Here is a 23,482-nt window from a genome sequence, read left to right on the forward strand (position 1 = left end):
TGGCAACTCCCCCACCAAATGAAAGAGTTAGACGCGTCAGCTGAGGCGCGGGGGAGCGAGCGGGCTGTGGTGCAGAAGCGTCGGCAGGTCGTGCTGTGCATGTGTGCGGTCGTACTCGCGCTCCTCGCCGTCGTATATCCACGCAGCGCCGACGACGTCGTGGCCGCCACCCAGTTCAGCATCGCCTTCTTCGCCACGCTGCTGACCGGCGAAGCCGTGATCTTCGCGCTCACCTTCTCAGCGGCCAGTTCCTGGCCCTCCTTACAGGCGATAGACAGCCACATCGCCTTCCGGGAGTGGGTGCTCATCGGCTGGTTCGCCGCTCTCTTCACCGCTTGTGGCCTGCTCGGCGGCAACGGGATGAGCGCGACCTACGGCGCGTTGCTGTTCCTGTTGGCCAACATCTTCGGGATCTTCTCCTTCATCCAGCTCTTCGGTCTGGCCAGCGTCGGCGGGCGTAACCGGCTGTTGTGCCGGACGCTCGCCGGGGAGCTCGGGCAGGCCGGGGCCGGAGGCGGCGCGTCGGCCGGCGACTTCGAGAACGGTTCCGTCGTCAACGCCTATCTCAGTGCCATCAGTCAAGCCGTGACCAGCAACGATCCGACGGCTGTGCGGAATCTCGTGGACCAGTTGGCCGGGGCCGAGGTGAGTGTGGCGGCGGCCGAGCGTGCGATCACGCTTCATATCGACGTTCTGCACCGACTCGCCCGCGCCGCCCTCGTCAGCGGGGCCGATCCGATCCAGGTGACCGCCTGTGCCGACACCCTGGTCGATTCCGTCGTCCGGCTGTGCCGGAGGCTGCCCGATCCGGCCTCGCCTCTCGGCGCGCTCAGCCGGTATCTGGCGTGGCTGTCCAACACCGCACTGCTGATGTCGGTCCGGGGCGTCGCCTCCAACCGATCCGCCCGTGAGCTGGTCGCGCTGAGCACGGACGCCCGCTCGAGGATCCTGCGGTGTGTGGACCCGGACCCGAAGTCCGCGAGCGGGCCGGACGAGATCGGCACCCTGCTTCCTGAGCCGCGCCAAGTGCTGTTGTGGAGCGCGGACTTCACCGAGTTCCATGGCGCGCATCAAGCCGGGGCCCTGTACGGCGTCTACGAGATCCTCACCGGCACGAAGTTCATGGGGAACTACTGGGACGGCGCGTCGATTCTCACGCAGCTGCGGCGGGCGCTGTTCGGGGGCGAGGAAGCCGTGACGACATCGGCGGCGGACGCGGCGCGTGCGGCCTTCGGGAATGTCGAGGAGTACGACCACTTCTGGGCCCTGACTTCGGTGACCGCACTCGCCACGCTGCGGGACTGCCGTGTTCCACATCCTCCGGAGCTCGTGCGACCCGAGTTCACCCCTGATCATCAGCTGCTGGGCGCGTACTTGCGGACGTTCGCCACTCACCGCTACTTCGGCACGGCGGAAGAGGCGCGTACGGCCCTGCTCGGACTCATCTCCCGTACGGCTGCGGCCGGGGCGGTGAGTGAGCGAGTGCACCACGGGCGGGTCGGCCGTGCCTACCGAGTGCCCGCCCCACATGTGGAGCCGCAGCTCCGGCCCGCCGCGATGATCCTGGCTGTCGCATGTCGGCTGGCTCCGCTCACGCCTGGTGAAGACGAGACGGAGCTGCGAGGCTTCCTCGCCGCGCTGCCCTCGGTCAGTCTGACGATCACCGCTGGTCTGGCCGCCCGCGTGTTGCCCGGTGCGGCCGAGGTTGCGCAGACGGATCCGGTCGAGGTCATCGTCGTAGGCCTGAAAGTCCTGACACTGGTCGGGTCTCACACCCGGGAGGGCGCATGACGGATCCGGAGATAGACATGGCCGTCTGGCGTGAGCGCCTCGCCGCGCTGGAATCGGACGCGGTGGCGGCCGCCGTCATCGTGCAGTGCGACCTGACGTGGCTCCGGCCGGGTCTGCTCGGCCTTCGCAACGAGATCGACCAGGCTGTGATGAGGGCCCAGTTGCGGCGCGATGACGGCCTCACTGTGGACCGAGTCGTCCTGCACAGTCTGCCGGTCGAATCCGCGGCCGCTGTCGGGGCGTTCGAGGAATGGCAGCTCCGGATGTCGGCCGCCGCCCTGCTGCTCTGCGCGGATGGTCGGCCGGCGCCAAGGATCCACCGTCTCATCCTCGAGGGTGACCAGTCGTCCGCGCCCATCCCGGATATGGTCGAAGTGCTGGACAACGGCGACTGGACCGACCACCAGCGGGCCGGGCTGGCGCTGGACATCATCAATTCGGTCGGCGCAACCACGCCCCTCACGGGCTACGACATGGACCTGGACGGCCCCTTCGGCGACGCCGATCCCTCCGTCTACATGTGAGAGTGGCCGCGAGCGGCCTATCAGAGACTTGGAGACCAGGTGCCTATCTCCCCCGAGACCCCCGAGGACCACGTCTTTCTCGCCCAGGCCATCGAGCTGTCCCGCCATGCCCTGGAGGACGAGGGCAAGACTCCGTTCGGTGCCCTGGTCGTCATCGACGGGGAGGTCGTCGCCACCGGCACCAGTTCGGTCGTCGAACTCCGGGACCCGACCGCGCACGCCGAGGTCATGGCCCTCCGGGCAGCAGGCAACAAACTCGGGCGTCACCTCATGGAGGACGCCGTGATGTACTCCAGCAGCGAGCCGTGCCCCATGTGTCTGGTGGCCTGCTACTGGGCCCGTGTCCCGCGCCTCGTCTATGCCGCGACCAGCCACGACGTCGGGGTCAGCGGGTTCGAGGACTTGCAGTACTACCGGGAGCTCAGCGTTCCCAACGCGGAGCGGGCCCTGCTCCAGGAGACCGCGGTCGGCGGTGAGACGCGGGAGATCGCGGCGGCGGCGCTGGCCAGTTGGGCCGACAAGCTGCCCTTCCCTGTGGAGCCCAAGCTCTGACGTTCAGAAGGGTGCCCCCAGCCGCTCGCTTCTTCGGCAGTGTCGTGCCTCCGCGATCCGAGTAAAGGGCGCTCCCGCTCCGCTGCGCTCCGCGTCCGCGTCGGCTGGCGCCGATCGGCCTTCGGCCGACCCTTGACTCGGCTCACTCCAGCACGGGGAAGAAGCGAGCGGGCGGCCGGGAAGGGTGGGGTGGGGCCTGCGTCGACGGACCCTTGGGTGGGTCGCAGGGGGCCGTTGGCGGGGGGCGTCAGGCAGGGGGGACGGGGTCAAGGGGACGGGTTGGCGCCCTGGATGACCTGCCCTCCGGAGGCCGGAGTGCCTGACATGAGGCGCTGGACGCCTTTGCCTCGGAGTGTCACGAAGGCGGTGAGTCCTGTGTCGAGTTGTGCCACTCGATGCCCGTAGACGAGGGCCTCGGTCAGGGTCAGGTCGACTGCTTGTGCTGAACCGCTGAGGCGGTTGAAGCGGGCACCGCGGCGGACCGGACCCCGCAGGCAGCGCACATTGACCGTGGCCTGTTCGAGGGACGCGACGATGACCCGGGCGATCTGCAGTTCCACGCCGCTATGACAGCTGTCGGGGGTCGGCCTCTCGTTCACTCGGCTGCTTCCTTTCGCCGACCGGCGCTTCGGGCGCGGGCCCCATCGGTGACCGTCACCGGGTTGTTCAGGGACGCTACGCCTTTCGCGTGCCTTCCTGGAACCGATCCCAGAGTGCGCCCGGCGGTGGCCGTCGTTGTGCGTGGTTCTCCTCGGTTCGTTCAAGTGCCGTTTGAAATGGTGAAGTTGACTCGACTTCACGCAGAGGGGGATCATCCGCTTCCAGACGTCGGCGGGGAGCGCCCCGCGTAGGGCGCGGAGCTGTGCGCGTACCGGGGCGGTCGGTGAACCGATGGCCCGTCGTACGCATCCTCCATTCCGCCATTTGATCCTCCGAGGTTCGGGGACTTTTTCATGAGCACAAGCAATTCCAGACGTGGGGACGACGCGTCGAGACGTCGCCGTCCGGCTCTGCTGACCGCCGTCGCCGCGCTCGCCGTTGCGGGTGGGGCGGCCGTGCCGGTGCCGGCGCTGGCCGACGGTGAGGCCGCGGACAGCGCGACCACTCTGCAGCAGGACTTTGCGGCGGCCGCCGACGCGTATCACGTGCCGCGTCAGGTGCTGCTGGCGGTGGCGTACCAGGAGTCCGCGTGGGACACGCACGCCGGGCAGCACAGCACTGACGGCGGGTTCGGGCCGATGCATCTGACGGACGTGACTCCGGCGATGATGGCCGGTGGGGACGCGGGGGCGGCGGGGCGCGGGGACGTGGCGAAGCTTGCCGCCGCTCCGGCTCTGCACACCGTTCAGGCTGCCGCGAAGCTGACCGGGCTGTCGGCGGAGGAGTTGCGCAGCGATCCGGCGGCCAACATCCGTGGGGGTGCGGCGCTGCTCGCCTCTTATCAGGAGGCTGTGGCCGGGTCGGTGTCCGCGGATCCCGGTGACTGGTACGGGGCCGTGGCCCGTTACAGCCAGGCCACCGAGCGGCAGGGTGCCGCTGTCTTCGCCGGGCGCGTGTTCGCCACCATCAAGAAGGGTGCCGGGCGGACCACGGCCGACGGCGAGCGCGTGCGCCTGGCGGCTGACAGCGATGTCGTCGCGGACAGCGGGCAGTTGAACGCGCTGGACCTGAAGTCGGCCGCGACCACGGACACCGAGTGCCCGGCCACGGTCGCGTGCACCTTCGTCCCGGCGGCCGCGTCCAACGGCCAGGTCTCCAACCGGCCCGCCAACGGCATCCGGATCGACAGCATCGTCATCCACGACACGGAGACGTCGTACGACGCGGCCGTCAACCTCTTCACGCAGCCGGGCGGGTCCGCCGCGCACTACGTCATGCGGTCCTCGGACGGCGCGGTGACGCAGATGGTGCCGACGAAGGACCTCGCCTTCCACGCGGGCAACTACTCCACCAACATGCACTCGATCGGGATCGAGCACGAGGGCTACGCCGCGCACGGTGCCACCTGGTACACCGAGGCGCAGTACGAGGCCACGGCCGACCTGGTGAAGTACCTGGCCGAGCGGTTCGACATACCTCTGGACCGGCAGCACATCATCGGCCACGACAACGTGGCCGGGCCGAAGTCCTCCCTCGTCTCCGGCATGCACTGGGACCCGGGCCCGTCCTGGGACTGGAACCACCTCATGAGCCTGCTCGGGGTGCACACCGGGCGGCACGGCGTCGGGCCCGTCGGCTCGGTGGTGACCATCGCCCCGCGGTTCGACGACAACCTGCAGACCGTGCAGATCTGCCCCTCCGACGACCCGACCGGTGCCACCACCGCGTGCACCGAGACGCAGCAGCCGTCGGACTTCGTCTACCTGCGGACCGAGCCGAGCGAGACCGCTCCCCTCTTCGGGGACCAGGCGCTGCACCCGGGTGCGGCCGGTACCGACCGGATCAACGACTGGGGCAGCACGGCTGCGGCCGGGCAGCAGTTCGTCGTGGCCGACAGGGACGGCGACTGGACCGCCATCTGGTACAGCGGCTCGAAGGTGTGGTTCTACAACCCGCACGGCTGCAACACCGCGCCCGCCCACGGCGTGAAGGTGATCTCGGCGGCCGGCGACTCGGCGGTGGCGGTGTACGGCTCCAGCTACCCGGACGCCTCCGAGTACCCCGCGGGTCTGTCGCCCTCCACGCAGGCCCCGTTGAGCATGTACACCGTCCCGGCCGGTCAGGCGTACGTGGCCACCACGGCGCCGTCGCTCACGGACGACTTCTTCCCGTCCAGCGGCGCGGTCGTCACCGGCGCCAAGGCGATGTACACCATCCAGTACAACCACCGGGTCGCCCTGGTGTACGCCTCGGACGTCACGGCGACGGACGGCTGACGGCACCCGTCGGACGCGGACCGGCGCACGCAGGCGCATGTGGTGCCCGGGAGGTTACGGCCTCCCGGGCACTTTTCGTTTGCGTCAGCGGTCGTCGCGTGCGGCGAGCCGCCTGGTGATCTGGGTCTTGACGGTCTCGTGCAGGTCCTCCGACGTGAAGCCGAGGTTGCGGAGGATCCGGGCGGCCGGGCTCTCCGCGACGCGGATCAGGCCCAGCAGGGTGTGTTCGGTGCCGACCCAGTCGTGGCCGAGGTCGGACGAGGCGCGGCGGGCCTGGTCGATGACCTCCTTGCTCTGCGCGTGGAACGGGATGTGACCTCGGGGCGCCTTCCTCCCGGCCGGCGGGAGGGCTTCGCGGACGGCGTCGCGGATGGGCTGCTCGGACTCGGTTTTCGCGAGCAGCAGCTCGTACCCGAGGCCGCGCGGTTCGCCGAGCAGGCCGAGCAGGAGGTGTTCGGTGCCGATGGAGTCGTGCTTGTGCGTTCGGGCGGCCTCCTGGGCCAGCACGATGCCGTGCCGGTTCAGGTCGGTGAACCGCTCGAACGGGGCGGGTGCGTGACGCTGCTGGGCGGCCTGCTTGGACACACCGATGGCGTCGCCGATCTCGGTCCACGACGCGCCGGTCTGCTTGGCCTTGCTGACGTAGTGGTCGATGAGCTGGTCACCGAGGTCGGACAGGGTCTGGGCGCGCAGTCGGGCCTCGCTGATGCGGGCCAGTTCGCTGGCTTCGGGGAGTTCCTCGTCGAGTCGGGCGATCAGGTCGGCAAGACTGATGTCGAGTGGGCTCATGCGTCAACTTTAAATTGACGATCCCTCATCGTCAATCTGTAATTGACGAATTCGGCCGATGTCTTCTGCGCCTCCAACTCGCCCGCGGTATGCGGCCGATGAGCCCCGGGGCGGGGGCCGGGGCCGGACGACCCAGTGCCAGGATGAGGGCATGACGACCATCCACGGGGAAGTGGCCGACGGGTTCGAAGGTGTGCGGGACGCGTTCCGCGCCAACTTTGAGGAGCGGGGGGATGTCGGGGCCGCCGTCTGCGTGTACCGGGACGGGCGGCCCGTGGTGGATCTGTGGGGCGGGGTGGCGGATCCGGGGACCGGGCGGGAGTGGGAGCGGGACACCTTGCAGCTGGTGTACTCCGCGACCAAGGGGGCCACCGCCACCGTGGCCCATCTGCTGGCCCAGCGCGGGGAGTTGGATCTCGACGCTCCGGTGGCCCGCTACTGGCCGGAGTTCGGAGCGGCGGGGAAGGCGGAGATCCCGGTGCGGTGGCTGCTGTCGCACCGGGCCGGGGTGGTCACGGTCCGGCCGCCCGTGCCGTTGGCGGATGCGCTGCGATGGCAGCCGATGGCCGACGCGCTCGCCGTGCAGCGGCCGGAGTGGGAGCCGGGGACCGCGCACGGGTACCACGGGCGGACCTTCGGATGGCTGGTTGGGGAGGTCGTACGACGGGTATCCGGACGCACCCCGGGGCGGTTCTTCGCCGAGGAGGTCGCCGGGCCGCTGGACCTGGACTTCTTCATCGGGCTGCCGGCGGCCGAGCGCGGGCGGGTCAGCCGGATGGTGTACCCGAAGCCGGAGGTCGATCTGAGCACCGTACCGCTGGACCTGGTGCCGCCGGAGGCGCGGGAGTTCGTCGCGGCGCTGCAGGATCCGGAGTCGTTGAGCAACCGGGCGTTCGCCGTCACCGACCCCGCCGAGATCGACTTCAACTCGGCCGAGGTGCAGGCCGCGGAGCTGCCCGCCTCCAACGGGATCGGCACCGCGCGCGGCCTCGCGCGGATGTACGCGGCGCTGATCGGGGAGGTGGACGGGGTACGGCTGTTCAGCCCGGAGACGCTCGCGTCGGCGACCGCGGAGCAGGCCGGCGGGGTGGACAGGGTCATCATGTTCCCGGTCCGGTTCGCCTCCGGGTACATGCTGCCCGTCGAGACCAACCCGCTCACCGGTCCCCGCGCCTTCGGGCATCCCGGGCGCGGCGGCTCGCTGGGCTTCGCCGACCCCGAGCACGGCATCGCCTTCGGGTACGTCATGAACAGCATCGTCGAGGGTGCGGAGGACGTGCGGGCGTCCGCGCTCGTCGAGGCGGTGCGGGCCGCGCTGTGACCGGGTGAGTGCGGCGCAGGGGGAGCGGGCGCGGTGGGTGGAAGGTGGCCTGGCCGCACACGGAACACCGTGCGGCCAGGACGCCTTCCGTCCGCCTACCGGAACGCCGGCAGGTTGCGGCCGACCCATCCCGCGAACCCGCCCGCCGGGCGGCCCAGCACGGCCGCCACGTCCGTGCTGACCCTCGACTCCGCGGGAAGCGGCGCGCCGAGGACGTCCAGCGTGCCCGCGACCGCCTCCTCCGGCATGAAGCGGGCCATGGCCGCGTGGGCCTCCTCGCGCGAAAGCTCCACGAACGTCACCTCCTCGCCCAGCGCCGCGGAGATGACCGCCGCCTGCTGACGGGGGCTGATCGGTTCCGGGCCGGTCAGCTCGTAGACGCGGCCCCCGTGACCGCCCTCGCCGTCTCCGCCCTGCCCCCGGGGCGAGCGGAGCGCCTTCGCCGCCACCGCCGCGATGTCCGCCGGGTCCACGACCGGGAGGGCCACGTCGGCGAAGGGGGCGAAGACCGTGCGCTTGGTGCGGATCGTGTCGGCCCAGGCGAAGGCGTTGGAGGCGAAGCCGCCGGGGCGCAGGATCGTGAAGCCGAGGCCCGATGCGCGTACCGCCGCCTCGAACTCGCGCAGGCGGGCGTGCGAGGACGCCTGTGGGCGGGTCGCGCTGACCTGTGAGGAGACCAGGACGACGCGTTCGACGCCGGCGTCCGTGGCCGTCCGCAGCAGCAGCTCCGGGTTCTCGCCGAAGGCGTTGAGTGCGCCGCCCAGGACGATGAACAGGGCCTGGGCCCCGGTCAGGGGCGCCCGCATGCTCGCCGCGTCCCCGACATGGCCCTCGGCCCACCGGACGCCGGGGGCGGCGGACGAGGCCTGCCGGGGGTGCCGGGACACCGCCACCACCTCCTCGCCCGCCTCGGTCAGCAGGTCCACCAGCGTCCGGCCGATGGTGCCGGTCGCACCCGTCACGGTGATCATCGTTTTCCCCCTGTGAGTTGGTCATCTACGAGTTGGTTGGCTACGAGTTAGTTAGCTGACTGACTTAGTCTGCTGGTTCAGACGCTAGCACGGGCGACTCCCCGGTTGTCTATAGTGAGTTGGGTGACCAACTCAGTGGACCGGCGGGTGCGGGCGTCGCAGAAGCGGCAGCGGCTGATGGCCGCCGCCGCCCGGGTCCTGCACGAGCAGGGCGTCGAGCGCACCACCCTCGCGGACATCGCCCAGGAGGCCGACGTCCCGGTCGGGAACGTCTACTACTACTTCAAGACCAAGGACGAGCTGGTCCGGGCCGCGCTCGGCGAACACACCGCGCACCTCGACGAACTCACGGCCCGCCTCGACCAGTTGCCCGACCCGCGCGACCGGCTCAGGGCGCTGGTGGAGGCGTGGGTCGAGCAGCGCGACGTCGCCGCCCGGTACGGCTGCCCCACCGGCACCCTGGCCGCCGAGCTCGGCAAGCGCGGCGACGGGACCCTCGACGCGGAGGCCGGCGCAGTGATCCGGCGGCTGCTGGACTGGGCGGCACGCCAGTTCCGCGAGATGCGGCTGTCCGGCCCGGACGACCCGGACGACCTGGCCCTCACCCTCGTCTCCGGCTACCAGGGCATGTCGCTGCTGGCCAACGCCCTGCGCGACCCGGGCGTCATGACCCGCGAAGGCGCCCGTCTCCTCGACTGGCTCGGCTCACTGCGGTGACGACGGCGGTGCGGGCGGCAGCCAATGAGCCTCCCCTGAGAATTCTTTGAAACATTTCCCCCGGCCCACCGCATCAGTGAGGTGGAACGGCAGAGCGCCGGGCCGGGGGCGGGGTCGGAGACCGGGAAGCGGGGAGAGCTTGCGGATGAGTCAGAAGGCTGGGGAGGACTACGCCGAGTTCGCCGCGGCGCGGGCCGGGCATCTGTACCGGTCCGCCTGTCTGCTCACCGCCGGGGACACCTACCTCGCGGAGGACCTGGTGCAGGAGGCCCTCGGGCGGATCTACGTCCGCTGGGGCCGGGTCTCCCGCGCCGAGAACCCCGCCGGGTACGCGCAGACCGTCCTCACCCGGACCTTCCTCGCCCATCGGCGGCGGTTCAGCAGCAGGGAGCGGGCCAGGGACTCGTTCCCCGAACTGGCCGACACCGGTGCCGGTATCGGGGGCGCCGACCCTTCGCTGCGGCTGACCCTCCTCGACGCGCTGGCGCGGCTGCCCGCCAAGGACCGGGCCGTCGTCGTGCTGCGGTACTGGGAGGACCGGTCGGTGCACGAGACCGCGGACGCGCTCAACATGAGCTCGGCCGCGGTCCGTACGCGGTGTGTGCGCGCCCTCGGGCGGTTGCGCGAGCTGCTGGGCGAGGACCTCGCCGAGTACGCCCGCCCCTGACATCAACCTTTGTGGAGACGGTGGTTCGTCATGGCCGTGGAGCGGCAGTACAACGACAGCGACAGCAACAGCGACAACAGTCACGGCGATGCCTTCGAGGTGCGGCTCTCCGCCGCGCTGCACGACGCCGGGGACACCTTCGACGCCGACCGGGGCGCGCTCGTCGCCGGCGGTACGGTGCGGGGGCGGCGGCTACGGCTGCGTCGGCGGACGACCCTGCTGGGCGGCGCGGCCGGGGTCGCGCTCGCCGGGGTCGGCGGGGCGCTGCTGGTGCCCTGGAGCGGGGCGCCGTCCGAACGGTCCCCCTCCGCCGTGCGCACCACCCCGCACCCCACGGTCTCCCCCACCGACCGCGCCGTCACCTCGGACGACATGATCAGCATGCTGGAGAAGCTGCTGCCCGAGGGGAAGTTCGGCAAGGCGGAGGGGCGGGGCGTCGACCCGAGCGAGCCGCTCGCGGCGCCGTACGCGCAGGTCGTGTTCGACGACGGGCAGGGCCCCGCCGCCGTCAGCGTCGCCGTGAACCGGGTGCTGCCGGGCGGGTCCGACGCCCGGCAGGCCGTCCGGTGCCCGGACAAGGTCTACACGCCGTACGACAGTTGCAGCACCAGCCATCTGCCCGACGCGTCCGTCGTCACCGTCGTGAAGGGATACGAGTACCCCGACCGGCGGGTGGACACCAAGCTCTGGACGGCGAACCTCGTCACCCCGGACGGCCATCACGTCTCCGTCAGCGAGTGGAACGCCGCCGCCGAGAAGGACGCGCCGGTCAGCCGCGACGAACCGCCGCTGTCGGCCGCTCAGTTGAAGAAGCTGGCGGCCGCGCAGGAGTGGCGCGGGGTCGTCGACGCCATCCCGGAGGATCCCCGGCAGACCCAGGAACCGCCCGCGGCCCAGGAGGACGGCGGGGCGATCCGGAAGGCCCTGACCTCACTCGTCCCGAAGGGGCTGAAGGTGGTGGCGCACGGGAGCGATGACGACGCCCAGTTCACGTACGTCGTCGTGGACGACGGCAAGGGGCGGAGTCTCGTCCAGATCAACGTGCAGCCGGACATGTCCGATGTCGCGGGGCAGTTGTTCGGGGCCGGATCCGAGACGCTCCCCGACGGGACCAGGGTCGCCGAGAAGAAGCAGCCCGGGGAGAAGGGCGGCGCCGGGGTCGTCATGTGGACCGTCGACACCCTGCGCACCGACGGCTTCCGCGTGGTGATCAGCGCCTTCAACTCCGGCTCCCAGCAGACCGCCGCGACCCGCACCGCCCCGGCCCTGACCATGAAGCAGCTGCGCGCCATCGCGCTCAGCCCCAAGTGGCGGTCCTAGCTCGTGGGTGCCGTCCCGCCCTGAGTGGCCGTCGCCGCCGTGGTTGACGGAGCAACTTGAACCCCCCTTCCCTCATCGCGAGTTCAACCACGTCACACGCCCCGGAGTTCCGCGTCGTCGCAGGTGGCGGGAGCGTGGAAGAGGCGCCGCTGTGGTACGGGCCGATCGTACGGGGGCGAGGACGGCTCTCCGGTACACGGCGGATCCGCCCCCACGCACGACGAGTCATCGGTACCCGGCAGATCCGCCCCGCACATCGAACCTGACCGCGCATCGGTGACGCATGTCCGCATCCTGACGACCGGCGGTGCACGAACACACGGCGATCGCCGAGGGCAGGAGACAGCACAGCGCGGAAAGGCAGTCTCCGTCGATCCCGACCGGTTCGCCGAGGTGGTGGCGAGGCTGCGGCACGCCGGACTCACCGTCACCGGGGAGCAGCCGCTGCTGGGCGCCCTGACGGGCACCGTCCCCAGTGAGGACCGGATCCCGGCGCCGGCGGCCCTGGACGGCGTCGGGTCCGTCGACCGGGAGGCCACCTATCGAGCCGAGGAGAGTTGATCCGGGGCGACTCAGGTCCGCTCGGCGCACCCGTCTCCGCGTTAGCCTCGGGAAATCCAGGCAGAGATCCGGGCAGAGGTCCGGCCTGCGATCCGTCCAGAAGGAGACAGGCATGGCCAGGGTTCCCAGTTCGGTGATCGCCGCGGGTGGGCTCGTCGGAGGGTACGGCGTCGCGCGCTGGACCAGGAAGCGGCCGCTGGGCGGGGCCGTGCTGGCCGTCGCCGGGGCCGCGGCCGCTCAGCAGTGGCGGCAGCAGGCGGGCGGGAAGGCCGCCGGGGCACTGTCCGCCGCGTACGTCGCCGCGTTCGCCGGTTCGCACCCGCTGGCCAAGAAGGTCGGCGCCTGGCCTTCCGTCTTCGGCGTGGCGGGCGCGGTGGCACTGGCATCCTGGGCCGTCGCGGACCGCCGAGCCTGAGCCGGCGCGCCCCAGAGGGGCGCTGGGGGCACCCCCGGCCGAAGGCCGGGTAAGGGGAACTGCGCGACCAGTCACGAGGCCGCCGCGGACGAACGACGGCCCATCGCGGCGGTTCCCAGCGGAGCGCCTACGCGTCCGAGGTGCGGAAGGCCCGGCGGTAGGCCTGGGGGCTGGTGCCGACCACTCTCCTGAAGCGTTCGCGGAAGGCCGTCGGGGAGCCGAAGCCCGACTGGCTCGCGATGCGTTCGACGGGGTGGGCGGTGGTCTCCAGCAGGTGCTGGGCCCTGCGCACCCGGGCCCGGTGCAGCCACTGCAGCGGGGTCGTGCCGGTCTGGTCGCGGAAGCGCCGGTTGAGGGTACGGGTGCTCATACCGGCCTGTGCCGCGACCTCGTCCAGGGTCAGATCACGGTCACAGTTGTCCTCCAGCCAGGCCAGGAGCGGCTCCAGGGTCGCGCCGGCCGGGGCCGGTGGCTGGTCGTGGACGATGAACTGGGCCTGGCCGCCCTCCCGTTCCAGCGGCATGACCGACATCCGGGCGGCGTGCGCGGCGACCGCCGAGCCGTGATCCCTGCGGATCATGTGCAGGCACACGTCCATGGCCGCCGCCGCGCCCGCCGAGGTCAGGAACTGGCCGTTGTCGACGTACAGGACGTTCGGGTCGACGTCGACGGACGGGTGCAGCGCGGCCAGGGTGTCGGCCGCGGCCCAGTGCGTGGTGGCGCGCAGGCCGTCCAGCAGGCCGGTCGCCGCGAGGACGAACGCCCCGACGCAGACCGACGCGATCCGCGTGCCGTTCGCCGCCGCCGCGCGCAGGGCGTCGGCGACCTCGGGCGGCAGGACACAGGCGGGATCCGCGACGCCCGGCACGATGACCGTGTCCGCCTCGGCCAGCGCGTCCAGCCCGTACGGCGCCTTGATCGTGAACGCGCCGCCCGCCGCCGTCACCTCGGCCGCCGGCCCGCACACCCGCACCCGGTAGGCGTCCCGGCCGTCGGGCAGCCGGGCCCAGCCGAAGGTGTCGATCGGCACGGTGAAGTCGGACGGGATGACCTGGTCCAGGACGAGTACGGCGACGGTGTGCATGGCAGGAACGTAGCTGTTCGACGGGTTGTCGCCAACCGTGAGGGCCACTCCCGCGGGGCGAGACCTGGCGCCTGGCGAGAATCCGTCGAAGGGTGTCAGTATCGCCGCTTCTGCGCGATCATCCGGCCGCATACGGTCGTCGCCGTGACCAAGTTCCTCCTCGCCGTCCATGTCCTCGCGGCGATCGTCGCGATCGGTCCCGTCACCGTCGCCGCCAGCATGTTCCCGCCGGCCGCCCGGCGCGCCATCGAGGCACCGGACGACGTCCGGGCCGCCGAGACCGTCCAGCTGCTGCACCGGATATGCCGGGTGTACGCCGTCGTCGGCGTCGTCGTCCCCGTGTTCGGGTTCGCCACGGCGAGCACCATGCACGTGCTGGGCAGCGCCTGGCTGATCACGTCGATCGCGCTCACCGCACTCGCCGCACTGGTCCTCGCCGCACTGGTACTGCCCCGGCAGAGCGCACTGGTGGAGGCCGGTGCGGGTGCCGGCACGCGGCAGACGACCGTCCGACTGGCCATGTTCACCGGGGTGTTCAACCTCCTCTGGGCCGCCGTGACGGTGCTGATGATCGTGCGGCCGGGGTCGACGACCGGCGCCTGAGCGCCGTACCGGAGCGTCGTACCCGACTGCCGGTTTTCTGTTATCGGGGGGCGGGCGGGCCCGTCTCCCGGGGCATGCACGTGACTCGACAGATCAGCCGCCGGAGCATGTTGAAGGCCTCGGGCGCGGCCGCGGGGATCGCCGCGGTGGGCGCGGCCGCGCCCGCAGTCGCCGCCGGGGCCGGAACGGGAGCCTTCGCCCATCCCGGCCTGCTGCACACGCGTACCGACCTCGACCGGATGGCCGCGAAGGTGAAGGCGGGCGCCGCGCCCTACACGGCCGGGTTCGCCAGGCTCACGGCCAACCGGCACGCGCAGAGCGGCTGGCAGGCGCGGCCGCAGGCCGTCGTGTACCGGGGGTCGGGCACCCCGGAGAACTACTCGCTCCTCTACAACGACATCCACGCCGCGTACCAGAACGCCCTGCGCTACCACGTGACCGGCGAGAGCGCGTACGCCGACACCGCGGTGGCCGTCCTCAACGCCTGGTCCGCCACCCTCACCGCGGTCAACGGTTCCGCCGACCGGTTCCTGGCCGCCGGGCTGTACGGCTACCAGTTCGCCAACGCCGCCGAACTCGTCCGCGGCCACGGGGACTTCGAGCTGGCCCGCTTCCAGGAGATGCTCGCCAAGAACTTCGGCGCGGTCAGCGACGACTTCCTCGTCCGGCACAACGGCGCCGTCGTCTCCAACTACTGGACCAACTGGGACCTCGCCAACATGGCCTGCGTCCTCGCCACCGGCATCTTCTGCGACGACCGCGCCCAGGTCGCCCGCGCGGTCGACTACTTCAAGCACGGCGCCGGGCTCGGGTCGGTCAGGAACGCGATTCCCGTCGTGTACGACGACGGGCTGGGCGAGTGGCTGGAGGCCGGGCGCGACCAGGGGCACGCCCTGCTCGGCGTCGGCCTGATGGGCACGTTCTGCGAGATGGCGTGGAACCAGGGGATCGACCTGTACGGCTACGACGACAGCCGGTTCCTCAAGGGGGCGCAGTACGTCGCCAAGTGGAACCTGGGCGGGCAGGTGCCGTTCACCGCGAACACACGGCGGAAGGGGGCGGTCGGAGGGTGGTCGGGGAGTGAGACGGTGACGGCGGCGGCGGGCGTCGACCCGTCGATGATCCGGCCCATCTGGGCGATGATCGCCAACCACTACACCAAGCGGCGGGGCATGTCGGCGACCTACGTCACCCGGATCGCGGCGAAGGCGGCGCCGGAGGGCGGGGGCGGGGACTACGGGCCGAACAGCGGGGGGTACGACCAGCTGGGGTTCGGGACGTTGGCGTTCACACGGGACCGGGTTTCGCCGAGTCCGGCGGCATCCGGGGCGGCGTCGGCATCGGCATCGGCATCGGCGTCCGGGGCGGCGTCGGCATCGGCGTCCGCGCCTGTGTCGGGGGCGTCTCCGTCGGCCATGGGCAAGGGCGACGACCTTGCCGCCACCGGGTCGGGGGACGTCGTCGGGTGGGCCGCGGCGACGGGGGTCACCGCGTTGGCGGGTGGGTTGCTGTTGCTGCGGAGGCGGGGGCGCCGGGCGGGGTAGTGCCGCGGTGCGCCGTCGTTCGGGCGCGGCTCCGTCGTGGCTGGTCGCGCGGTTCCTCCCCCAGCCTTCGGCCGGGGGTACCCCCAGCGCCACTTCGGGGCGCGGTCGGACGCGCCCGGGGCTTGCTCCACCCGTGGGTCCTGGCCGCCCGTTCGGCCGTATGCGGGCGGCTCAGGGGCCTCTCTCCCGGTCCCCAGCCGCCAGGATGGCCGGAGGGTGAACCGCGAGCGTCTGGAGACACACACCGGTGACCGTTCTCAACCAGCCCGAGCCCTCGGCCGTCCCCCACTACGACAGCGAGGTGCCGCTGCGGGGCCGGCAGCCCGGCAACGTCGTGGTGAAGTGGATGACCACCACCGACCACAAGACGATCGGCACGCTGTATCTGGTCACGTCGTTCGCGTTCTTCCTGATCGGTGGCGTGATGGCGCTGCTCATGCGCGCCGAGCTCGCCCGGCCGGGCCTGCAGATCATCTCGAACGAGCAGTTCAACCAGGCGTTCACGATGCACGGCACGGTGATGCTGCTGATGTTCGCGACGCCGCTGTTCGCCGGCTTCACGAACTGGATCATGCCGCTCCAGATCGGCGCCCCCGACGTCGCGTTCCCGCGGCTGAACATGTTCGCCTACTGGCTGTACCTGTTCGGCTCGACCATCGCGGTCGGCGGCTTCCTCACCCCGCAGGGCGCGGCCGACTTCGGCTGGTTCGCCTACTCCCCGCTGTCGGACGCGATCCGCTCGCCCGGCCTCGGCGCCGACATGTGGATCATGGGCCTGGCCTTCTCCGGTTTCGGCACCATCCTCGGCGCGGTCAACTTCATCACCACGATCATCTGTATGCGGGCCCCCGGCATGACCATGTTCCGGATGCCGATCTTCGTGTGGAACGTGCTGCTGACCGCGACCCTGGTCCTGTTCGCCTTCCCGGTCCTCGCGGCCGCGCTGTTCGCGCTGGAGGTGGACCGCAAGTTCGGCGCCCACGTGTTCGACGCGGCCAACGGCGGAGCGCTGCTCTGGCAGCACCTCTTCTGGTTCTTCGGCCACCCGGAGGTGTACATCATCGCGCTGCCGTTCTTCGGCATCGTGACCGAGGTCATCCCGGTCTTCTCCCGCAAGCCGGTCTTCGGCTACATGGGTCTGGTGGCGGCGACCATCTCGATCGCCGGTCTGTCCGTGACGGTGTGGGCCCACCACATGTACGTCACCGGTGGTGTGCTGCTGCCGTTCTTCTCCTTCATGACCTTCCTGATCGCGGTCCCGACCGGTGTGAAGTTCTTCAACTGGATCGGCACCATGTGGAAGGGCTCGCTGTCCTTCGAGACACCGATGCTGTGGGCGGCCGGCTTCCTCGTGACGTTCCTGTTCGGCGGTCTGACCGGTGTCATCCTGGCCTCGCCGCCGATGGACTTCCACGTCTCCGACTCGTACTTCGTCGTGGCCCACTTCCACTACGTGGTCTTCGGCACGGTCGTCTTCGCGATGTTCTCCGGCTTCCACTTCTGGTGGCCGAAGATGACCGGCAAGATGCTCGACGAGCGGCTCGGGAAGATCACCTTCTGGACGCTGTTCGTCGGCTTCCACGGCACCTTCCTGGTCCAGCACTGGCTGGGTGCGGAGGGCATGCCGCGCCGGTACGCCGACTATCTGGCGAGCGACGGCTTCACCACGCTGAACACGGTCTCGTCGATCGGTTCGTTCCTGCTCGGCCTGTCGATCCTGCCGTTCCTCTACAACGTGTGGAAGACGGCCAGGTACGGCAAGCCCGTCGGCGTCGACGACCCGTGGGGCTACGGCCGCTCCCTGGAGTGGGCGACCTCCTGCCCGCCGCCGCGGCACAACTTCGTCACCCTGCCGCGGATCCGCAGCGAGTCCCCGGCGTTCGACCTGCACCACCCGGACCTCGCCATGGCCGAGTCCGAGGCGCACAGGCTCCACACGTGACCGGGGCGGGACGTCGCAGGGGCGGCGGACACCCGCCGGGAGCCGACGGAGACCTCGCCAACCAGGTCGAGGGATACCTGTTGTGGCAGGCCAGGATCGCCGAGGCCGAGCAGCTGGCGCGGGAGTTCACCGGCCACATGGACTGGCTGACCACGTCCCAGCGCGACGAGGTCGAGCGCCACTACGTCGACGACAGCCTCCGGCGCGCCCGCCAGGACCTCGAACGGATCGCCGCCCGGTGTGTGTCCCTGCGGGGCGAGTACGAGCGGCGCTACCGGGGGCTGCGGGCGCGCTGCGTGGGCTGGGCGGTGGCCGTGTGCGGGGGTGTCGCCTTCGTGGCGACGGCGGTGACGGCCGTGACGCTGAGCCGGTGAGCTGCTGGAAGTCCTCTCCTACGCGGGCGCCTTCGTCGGACCGCCCTTCTCCGCCGCCGCTGCCGTCAGCGGACGCGCGATGTCCTCCAGAGACCGGCGTTCCGCGTTCACCGCGCACGCCGCCGCCACCAGTCCCGCCGCGCACATCAGGCCCGCCCCGATCTGGAACGCCAGCACCGTGTCGGCCACCTTGCCCGTCCCCGTGAGGTCGGCGAAGAGCAGGGGGCCGCTGATGCCGCCCGCGGCCGTGCCCAGGGCGTAGAAGAACGCGATGGACATCGCCCGCGTCTCCATCGGGAAGATCTCGGAGACGGTCAGGTAGGCGCTGGACGCTCCCGCCGACGCGAAGAAGAGGACCGCGCACCAGCACGCCGTCAGCGTTCCCGCCGTGAGCACGCCGCGGTCGAACAGCCACGCCGTGAGGAAGAGCAGCAGGCCGGAGAGGAGGTACGTCGACGAGATCATCACCCTCCTGCCCACCGTGTCGAAGAGCTTGCCCAGGAGCAGGGGGCCGAGGAAGTTGCCGACGGCGATGACCACGAAGTAGTAGCCGGTGTCCCCCGTCGGCACGTCGAAGAACTTCGTGAGGATCGCGCCGAAGCCGAAGGTGATCGCGTTGTAGAGGAAGGCCTGACCGATGAAGAGGGAGAAGCCGAGGACGGCGCGGCGCCGGTAGTCGTGGAAGACCGTGCGGGCGATCTCGGCGAAGGTGACGCTCTTGCGCTGGTGGATCACCAGCTCGCTCTCCGGTGCCGGGAGCGGCTTCCCCGTCTCCTCCTCCACCTTCGCCTCGATCGAGGAGACGATCTCCTCGGCCTCCCGTTCCCTGCCGTGGATCAGCAGCCAGCGCGGGCTCTCCGGGACGCTGCGCCGTACCAGCAGGATGACCAGGCCGAGGACGACGCCCAGCGCGAAGGTCAGGCGCCAGCCGACGTCCTTCGCCAGGAAGTCCGTGTTCAGCGCGACGATCGAGAGCAGCGAGCCGCCCACCGCGCCCACCCAGAAGCTGCCGTTGATGATCAGGTCGACGCGGCCGCGGTGGTACGCCGGGATCAGCTCGTCGATCGCCGAGTTGATCGCCGCGTACTCGCCGCCGATGCCGAAGCCGGTCAGGAAGCGGAAGGTGAAGAACCACCAGGGGGCGAAGGAGATCGAGGTCAGGGCGGTGGCGGCCAGGTAGACCGCCAGGGTGATCATGAAGAGCTTCTTGCGGCCGTGGCGGTCGGTCAGGCGGCCCCAGAAGAGGGCGCCGGTGCAGGCGCCGGCCACGTAGAGGGCCGCGGCGGTACCGGTGACCTGGGAGGAGGAGATCGCGAGGCCACTGCCCGGTTCGGAGAGGCGGCTCGCGATGTTGCCGACGACCGTGACCTCCAGGCCGTCCAGGATCCAGACGGTGCCGAGGCCGATGACGATCGTCCAGTGCCAGCGGGACCAGGGGAGCCGGTCCAGGCGGGCCGGGATGCGGGTGGTGATCGTCCGGCCGCCGCTTTCGTCCACGCCCATGCCCGTAGCCGTACCCAACGCGCGCCTCCTTGCCCGGGAGTCCAGAACCGAAGCCGCCCGTTCGGGTGCCCCGGCCCGCGCGGTCTACGCTCCCAGCGCTCGCGACACCGTGAAGATCAGCACACCGGCCAGCGACCCCACCACCGTGCCATTGATCCGGATGAACTGCAGGTCGCGGCCGATGTGCGCCTCGATCTTCCGGGTGGTGTGCTCGGCGTCCCAGCCGGCCACCGTGTCGGTGATCAGGGAGGTGATCTCCTTGCGGTAGGTCGACACGACGTGCACGGCAGCGCCCTCGACCCAGCTGTCGACCTTGTCCTGGACCTTGGGCTCCTCGGCCATCCGGGCACCCAGGGAGATCAGGGAGGCGCGGACGCGCAGCCGCAGCTCGCTGCGTTCGTCCTCGGCCGCCGCCACGATCATGGAGCGTACGGCCGTCCAGGCGGACGCGATCAGGTCCTGCACCTCACCGCGGCCCAGGACCTCGCCCTTGAGCCGCTCGACGCGGGCGCGGGTGTCGGTGTCGGACTGGAGGTCGTTCGCGAAGTCCGTGAGGAAGCGGTCGAGGGCGCCGCGGGCCGGGTGGGAGGGCATGTCCCGCATCTCGGAGCAGAAGCGGAGCAGCTCCTTGTAGACGCGCTCGCCGACACGCCGGTCGACGAACCGGGGGGTCCAGCCGGGGGCGCCGCCCTGGACGGCGTCCATCACGGAGTCGCCGTGCAGCACCAGCCAGTCGTACGCCCGGGTGACGACGAGGTCCACGACGCGTTTGTGGCCGCCGTCGGCGACGACCCGCTCCAGCATCTTGCCGATGCCGGGGGCGATCTCCTGGGCGTCGGCGCGCCGGGTGATCGCCTCGCCCACGACCGCCTGGACGTCGGAGTCCCGCAGCACGGTGAGCGCGCCGCGGAGCGCTGTCGCGAGCTCGGCGGTGACCCGGTCGGCGTTCTTCGGCTCGGCCAGCCAGGCGCCGAGGCGGCTGCCGATGCCGACGGCGCGCAGGCGCTGGCGTACGACGTCCCGGGAGAGGAAGTTCTCACCGACGAACTCGCCGAGCGAGACGCCGAGCTGGTCCTTCTTGCTGGGGATGATCGCGGTGTGCGGGATGGGCACGCCGAGGGGGTGACGGAAGATCGCCGTCACCGCGAACCAGTCGGCGAGGGCGCCGACCATGCCGGCCTCGGCGGCCGCGGCGACGTAGTCCGCCCAGGCGCCGGCGCCGGCGCCGGACGCCCACTTGGCGAGGGCGTACACGAGGGCGACGAGCAGCAGCAGGCCGGTCGCCGTGCGCTTCATGTGCCGGACGCCGCGCTGGCGCTCCTCGTCGGCGGGCGTGAAGGCGTTCATGGACTTGTAGGACGGGGCAGCCGACTCCCGGTCCACCGCTTCCGTACGTTCCTCCATCTGCTCCACCCGTTCGCACCCGGCACCACCCTCACGGTGATCCCGCACCCATTGTCCCTACCTGACCTACTCCCGGACGGAGACAAGAGTTCCCACCACCTGTCCCCCCGAAAATTCCAGCGGCCCACTCCACCGCTGCCCTACGCCCCGGCGCTCCCCGCACCCCGCACCCCGCCGCAACGGCGCCCGGCCACGACGGCGGAATCCGGCGGTGCCGGACCGGCCGGTGGTCAGCTGCGGGCCGGTGGGGGCTCGTCGCGCAGTTCCCCGCGCCCCTTTACGTCGGCTGTCCCGCCGCCACTCGAAACGCCCCGGCGCACCTCCGCAGCGCCTGCACCCCGCCGCTCCCCCATGCCCCGACGCCTCCCTGCACCCCGCCGCAACGGCGCACGGCCACGACGGCGGAATCCGGCGGTGCCGGACCAGGCGGTGGTCACCTGCGGGCCGGTGGGGGCTCGTCGCGCAGTTCCCCGCGCCCCTTTACGTCGGCTGTCCCGCCGCCACCCGAAACGCCCCGCCGATCACGGCGGTGCCGGACCGGCCGGTGGTCACCTGCGGGCCGGTGGGGGCTCGTCGCGCAGTTCCCCGCGCCCCTGGGGCGGCTGCCCCACCGCCACCCGAAACGCTCCGCCGATCACGGCGGTGCCGGACCGGCCGGTGGTCAGCTGCGGGCCGGTGGGGGCTGGTCGCGCAGTTCCCCGCGCCCCTGGGTCGGCTGTCCCGCCGCCCCCTCAGTAGTCCCCGTGCCTCCGGCGGTCACGCTCCTCGCGGCGCTGGTGGTGCCACTCCTGGCGGGCGGCGTGGAGTTCTTGGCGGGCCGACCTGCGGTCGAGGTGCTCCTGGCGGCGTTCTTCCTTGAGGCGCTGGCGTTCCGCCTTCGTGACCTTGTGGGCGACCTCGACTCCGCCCCAGAACGCGAAGCCCGTCACCACCACCCTCGGGGCGGCCGGGTCCGGTGACATGTCGTGCTCGCGTTCGTCGAAGCCGCCCATGATGCCGATGCCGCGCATCACCACCTCGACGCCCGGCGGCACGATCACGCTGATCCCGCCCATGATCGCGATGCAGTTGATCACGACCTCGCCGTCCGCGAAGTTCGCCTCGCGCAGGTCGATCTCGCCGCCGCCCCAGAACGCGAGGGAGTTGAAGCGCCTCGGGACCGTCCAGCGCCCCTTGCGCTGGAAGCCGGACATCACGGCCACCGCCCAGGAGGAGGTGCCCTCGCCGCCGACGATCCGGTGCCCCCAAGTGCCGTCCTGCGGCGCGGGCTTGGTGAGTGACACGGCCGGTGTCGCGGGCAGGTCCCTGGTGATGGGCGTCAGCTCGCCGTACGTACGGGCCTTGTACGTCGCCTCCAGCCGCTCCTCGAACTCCTCCATGTCGAGCCGCCCCTCGGCGAGGGCGTCCCGCAGGATCTCGGCGACTCGTTCACGATCGGCGTCGGAGGCGCGCAGCTCCGGGGCATCCTCGGTCATAGAGGCAGACTACGAGTTCGCGGCGCCGGGTACTACGGGGACTACGCGGTGGCCCTGTCCGCGTACATCTTCGCGATCACCGCCTCGATGTCCGGCTCCCGGACCGACAGGTCGGCCAGCGGGTACTCCGCCGCGATCCTCGCCACCAGCGGCGCCGCCGACTCCGACGCGGGGAACGCCAGCCACTGCCTCGGCCCCTCCACCCTCACCACCCGAGCCGCCGGGCCGGCGTCGATCGGCGGAAGCTCCCGCTCCAGGTCGACCACGAGGGTGCGTTCGCTCTCCCCGGCCTCGTGCAGGCCGGCGAGCGGACCGTCGTACATCAGCCGCCCGTGGTCGATGACCATCACGCGGGAGCACAACTGCTCGATGTCCTGGAGGTCGTGGGTGGTGAGCAGGACCGTGGTGCCGCGCTCGGTGTTCAGTTCGCGGAGGAAGTCGCGGACCCTGGCCTTCGAGATCACGTCCAGGCCGATCGTCGGCTCGTCGAGATAGAGGACGTCCGGGTCGTGCAGGAGTGCGGCCACGATGTCGCCGCGCATCCGCTGGCCGAGGGAGAGTTGCCGTACCGGGACGTCCAGGAGGGTGTCCAGGGAGAGGAGTTCGACCAGGCGGTCGAGGTTCTCGCGGTAACGGGCGTCCGGGATGCGGTACATACGGTGCATCAGGCGGTAGGAGTCGATGAGGGGGAGGTCCCACCACAGGGTCGTCCGCTGCCCGAAGACCACGCCGATGCGGTGGGCCAGGCGGGTGCGCTCGCGGGACGGGTCGATGCCGGCCACCCGGAGCCGGCCGCCGCTCGGGGTGAGGATGCCCGTCAGCATCTTGATCGTGGTCGACTTCCCGGCGCCGTTCGGGCCGATGTAGCCGACCATCTCGCCCCGCGCCACCGTGAAGGAGAGCGAGTCGACCGCCCGCACCTGCCGGCGTTCCCGTTTCAGGAAGCCGGTCTTCTTCCGGACCTCGAAGACCTTCTCCACCCCGGCGACCTCGATGAACACCTCGGCGACCTCGTCCACCCCGGCGACCTCGCTGAACACGTCCGACAT

At 71.1% G+C, this 23,482-nt stretch carries 22 protein-coding genes; 14 read left to right on the forward strand and 8 right to left on the reverse strand.

Translation table 11 applies throughout. The features are described from left to right. Positions 1-66 precede the first annotated feature (66 nt). From ACZ4UV_RS07290 to ACZ4UV_RS07300, 3 genes are read left to right on the forward strand one after another with little or no spacing between them, the layout of a single operon-like run. Positions 67-1,791, forward strand: coding sequence for a hypothetical protein (locus ACZ4UV_RS07290; protein WP_467836276.1), 1,725 nt, complete (start codon positions 67-69; stop codon positions 1,789-1,791). Next, a complete protein-coding gene (locus ACZ4UV_RS07295) occupies positions 1,788-2,315 on the forward strand; it encodes a hypothetical protein (protein WP_467836279.1) in 528 nt (175 codons plus the stop codon). The genes ACZ4UV_RS07290 and ACZ4UV_RS07295 overlap by 4 nt, the downstream gene beginning before the upstream one ends. Positions 2,316-2,354: 39 nt before the next feature. Beyond that, positions 2,355-2,867 (forward strand): nucleoside deaminase, encoded by a 513-nt coding sequence (locus ACZ4UV_RS07300; RefSeq protein ID WP_467836281.1) that lies wholly within the window; start codon positions 2,355-2,357, stop codon positions 2,865-2,867. Positions 2,868-3,133: 266 nt separating this feature from the next. On the opposite strand, the gene ACZ4UV_RS07305 is transcribed toward ACZ4UV_RS07300, so the two are convergent. Continuing rightward, complete coding sequence (locus tag ACZ4UV_RS07305; RefSeq protein ID WP_451020350.1) at positions 3,134-3,466, reverse strand: hypothetical protein; 333 nt, start codon at positions 3,464-3,466, stop codon at positions 3,134-3,136. Positions 3,467-3,820: 354 nt separating this feature from the next. Here ACZ4UV_RS07305 and ACZ4UV_RS07310 point away from each other — a divergent pair, with 354 nt between their 5' ends. Next, complete coding sequence (locus ACZ4UV_RS07310; RefSeq protein ID WP_467836283.1) at positions 3,821-5,743, forward strand: N-acetylmuramoyl-L-alanine amidase; 1,923 nt, start codon at positions 3,821-3,823, stop codon at positions 5,741-5,743. Positions 5,744-5,827: 84 nt separating this feature from the next. Here the strand turns inward: ACZ4UV_RS07310 and ACZ4UV_RS07315 are convergent, their stop codons facing one another. Next, positions 5,828-6,532, reverse strand: coding sequence for a Clp protease N-terminal domain-containing protein (locus ACZ4UV_RS07315; protein WP_451020348.1), 705 nt, complete (start codon positions 6,530-6,532; stop codon positions 5,828-5,830). Positions 6,533-6,683: 151 nt separating this feature from the next. On the opposite strand from ACZ4UV_RS07315, the gene ACZ4UV_RS07320 reads away from it, so the two are divergent. Next, entirely contained in the window at positions 6,684-7,853 is a 1,170-nt protein-coding gene (locus ACZ4UV_RS07320; protein WP_451020347.1) for a serine hydrolase domain-containing protein, read from the forward strand. A gap of 95 nt (positions 7,854-7,948) precedes the next feature. Here ACZ4UV_RS07320 and ACZ4UV_RS07325 read toward each other — a convergent pair whose 3' ends face one another. After that, positions 7,949-8,824 carry an SDR family oxidoreductase gene (locus ACZ4UV_RS07325; protein ID WP_467836285.1) on the reverse strand — a complete coding sequence of 292 codons (876 nt, stop codon included), beginning with the start codon at positions 8,822-8,824 and terminating at the stop codon, positions 7,949-7,951. 177 nt (positions 8,825-9,001) lie between these two features. On the opposite strand from ACZ4UV_RS07325, the gene ACZ4UV_RS07330 reads away from it, so the two are divergent. From ACZ4UV_RS07330 to ACZ4UV_RS07350, 5 genes are all read left to right on the forward strand, one after another. After that, the gene (locus tag ACZ4UV_RS07330) at positions 9,002-9,541 is read left to right on the forward strand and encodes a TetR/AcrR family transcriptional regulator (protein ID WP_467836620.1); all 540 of its coding nucleotides are present in this window, start codon (positions 9,002-9,004) and stop codon (positions 9,539-9,541) included. A gap of 145 nt (positions 9,542-9,686) precedes the next feature. Further along, positions 9,687-10,208 carry a SigE family RNA polymerase sigma factor gene (locus tag ACZ4UV_RS07335; RefSeq protein WP_467836287.1) on the forward strand — a complete coding sequence of 174 codons (522 nt, stop codon included), beginning with the start codon at positions 9,687-9,689 and terminating at the stop codon, positions 10,206-10,208. Positions 10,209-10,238: 30 nt separating this feature from the next. Next, positions 10,239-11,528, forward strand: coding sequence for a hypothetical protein (locus ACZ4UV_RS07340; RefSeq protein ID WP_467836290.1), 1,290 nt, complete (start codon positions 10,239-10,241; stop codon positions 11,526-11,528). A gap of 276 nt (positions 11,529-11,804) precedes the next feature. Continuing rightward, entirely contained in the window at positions 11,805-12,089 is a 285-nt protein-coding gene (locus tag ACZ4UV_RS07345) for a hypothetical protein (protein ID WP_451020344.1), read from the forward strand. A 112-nt stretch (positions 12,090-12,201) separates the two neighbouring features. After that, the gene (locus tag ACZ4UV_RS07350) at positions 12,202-12,504 is read left to right on the forward strand and encodes a hypothetical protein (protein WP_451020343.1); all 303 of its coding nucleotides are present in this window, start codon (positions 12,202-12,204) and stop codon (positions 12,502-12,504) included. A 127-nt stretch (positions 12,505-12,631) separates the two neighbouring features. On the opposite strand, the gene ACZ4UV_RS07355 is transcribed toward ACZ4UV_RS07350, so the two are convergent. Further along, positions 12,632-13,588: a GlxA family transcriptional regulator gene (locus ACZ4UV_RS07355; RefSeq protein ID WP_390042672.1), complete on the reverse strand. Its 957-nt coding sequence runs from the start codon at positions 13,586-13,588 to the stop codon at positions 12,632-12,634. A gap of 144 nt (positions 13,589-13,732) precedes the next feature. Here ACZ4UV_RS07355 and ACZ4UV_RS07360 point away from each other — a divergent pair, with 144 nt between their 5' ends. The 4 genes from ACZ4UV_RS07360 to ACZ4UV_RS07375 all read left to right on the forward strand — a co-directional run bounded on the left by ACZ4UV_RS07360 (position 13,733) and on the right by ACZ4UV_RS07375 (position 18,051). Next, positions 13,733-14,191: a hypothetical protein gene (locus ACZ4UV_RS07360; protein ID WP_390042670.1), complete on the forward strand. Its 459-nt coding sequence runs from the start codon at positions 13,733-13,735 to the stop codon at positions 14,189-14,191. Between the two features lie 107 nt (positions 14,192-14,298). Further along, complete coding sequence (locus ACZ4UV_RS07365) at positions 14,299-15,735, forward strand: alginate lyase family protein (RefSeq protein WP_451020342.1); 1,437 nt, start codon at positions 14,299-14,301, stop codon at positions 15,733-15,735. A gap of 247 nt (positions 15,736-15,982) precedes the next feature. After that, entirely contained in the window at positions 15,983-17,677 is a 1,695-nt protein-coding gene (gene ctaD, locus ACZ4UV_RS07370) for an aa3-type cytochrome oxidase subunit I (RefSeq protein ID WP_467836303.1), read from the forward strand. Beyond that, positions 17,674-18,051: a cytochrome C oxidase subunit I gene (locus ACZ4UV_RS07375; protein ID WP_467836306.1), complete on the forward strand. Its 378-nt coding sequence runs from the start codon at positions 17,674-17,676 to the stop codon at positions 18,049-18,051. The genes ctaD and ACZ4UV_RS07375 overlap by 4 nt, the downstream gene beginning before the upstream one ends. Positions 18,052-18,069: 18 nt before the next feature. Here the strand turns inward: ACZ4UV_RS07375 and ACZ4UV_RS07380 are convergent, their stop codons facing one another. The 4 genes from ACZ4UV_RS07380 to ACZ4UV_RS07395 all read right to left on the reverse strand — a co-directional run bounded on the left by ACZ4UV_RS07380 (position 18,070) and on the right by ACZ4UV_RS07395 (position 23,482). Further along, a complete protein-coding gene (locus tag ACZ4UV_RS07380; RefSeq protein WP_467836309.1) occupies positions 18,070-19,554 on the reverse strand; it encodes an MFS transporter in 1,485 nt (494 codons plus the stop codon). 84 nt (positions 19,555-19,638) lie between these two features. Next, the gene (locus tag ACZ4UV_RS07385) at positions 19,639-20,901 is read right to left on the reverse strand and encodes a DUF445 domain-containing protein (RefSeq protein WP_467836628.1); all 1,263 of its coding nucleotides are present in this window, start codon (positions 20,899-20,901) and stop codon (positions 19,639-19,641) included. A 788-nt stretch (positions 20,902-21,689) separates the two neighbouring features. Then, positions 21,690-22,433, reverse strand: coding sequence for a DUF1707 SHOCT-like domain-containing protein (locus ACZ4UV_RS07390; protein ID WP_451017835.1), 744 nt, complete (start codon positions 22,431-22,433; stop codon positions 21,690-21,692). A gap of 41 nt (positions 22,434-22,474) precedes the next feature. Beyond that, positions 22,475-23,482, reverse strand: coding sequence for an ABC transporter ATP-binding protein (locus ACZ4UV_RS07395; protein ID WP_351490950.1), 1,008 nt, complete (start codon positions 23,480-23,482; stop codon positions 22,475-22,477).

The sequence above is a fragment of the Streptomyces sp. NPDC028289 genome (assembly GCF_055565975.1).

Coding starts and splice junctions, on each gene's coding strand:
- ACZ4UV_RS07295 (WP_467836279.1), top strand. CDS start 1,788: ATGACGGATCCGGAGATAGACATGGCCGTCTGGCGTGAGCGCCTCGCC.
- ACZ4UV_RS07310 (WP_467836283.1), top strand. CDS start 3,821: ATGAGCACAAGCAATTCCAGACGTGGGGACGACGCGTCGAGACGTCGC.
- ACZ4UV_RS07315 (WP_451020348.1), bottom strand. CDS start 6,532: ATGAGCCCACTCGACATCAGTCTTGCCGACCTGATCGCCCGACTCGAC.
- ACZ4UV_RS07320 (WP_451020347.1), top strand. CDS start 6,684: ATGACGACCATCCACGGGGAAGTGGCCGACGGGTTCGAAGGTGTGCGG.
- ACZ4UV_RS07325 (WP_467836285.1), bottom strand. CDS start 8,824: ATGATCACCGTGACGGGTGCGACCGGCACCATCGGCCGGACGCTGGTG.
- ACZ4UV_RS07330 (WP_467836620.1), top strand. CDS start 9,002: ATGGCCGCCGCCGCCCGGGTCCTGCACGAGCAGGGCGTCGAGCGCACC.
- ACZ4UV_RS07335 (WP_467836287.1), top strand. CDS start 9,687: ATGAGTCAGAAGGCTGGGGAGGACTACGCCGAGTTCGCCGCGGCGCGG.
- ACZ4UV_RS07340 (WP_467836290.1), top strand. CDS start 10,239: ATGGCCGTGGAGCGGCAGTACAACGACAGCGACAGCAACAGCGACAAC.
- ACZ4UV_RS07350 (WP_451020343.1), top strand. CDS start 12,202: ATGGCCAGGGTTCCCAGTTCGGTGATCGCCGCGGGTGGGCTCGTCGGA.
- ACZ4UV_RS07355 (WP_390042672.1), bottom strand. CDS start 13,588: ATGCACACCGTCGCCGTACTCGTCCTGGACCAGGTCATCCCGTCCGAC.
- ACZ4UV_RS07365 (WP_451020342.1), top strand. CDS start 14,299: ATGTTGAAGGCCTCGGGCGCGGCCGCGGGGATCGCCGCGGTGGGCGCG.
- ACZ4UV_RS07380 (WP_467836309.1), bottom strand. CDS start 19,554: ATGGGCGTGGACGAAAGCGGCGGCCGGACGATCACCACCCGCATCCCG.
- ACZ4UV_RS07385 (WP_467836628.1), bottom strand. CDS start 20,901: ATGAACGCCTTCACGCCCGCCGACGAGGAGCGCCAGCGCGGCGTCCGG.
- ACZ4UV_RS07390 (WP_451017835.1), bottom strand. CDS start 22,433: ATGACCGAGGATGCCCCGGAGCTGCGCGCCTCCGACGCCGATCGTGAA.
- ACZ4UV_RS07395 (WP_351490950.1), bottom strand. CDS start 23,482: ATGTCGGACGTGTTCAGCGAGGTCGCCGGGGTGGACGAGGTCGCCGAG.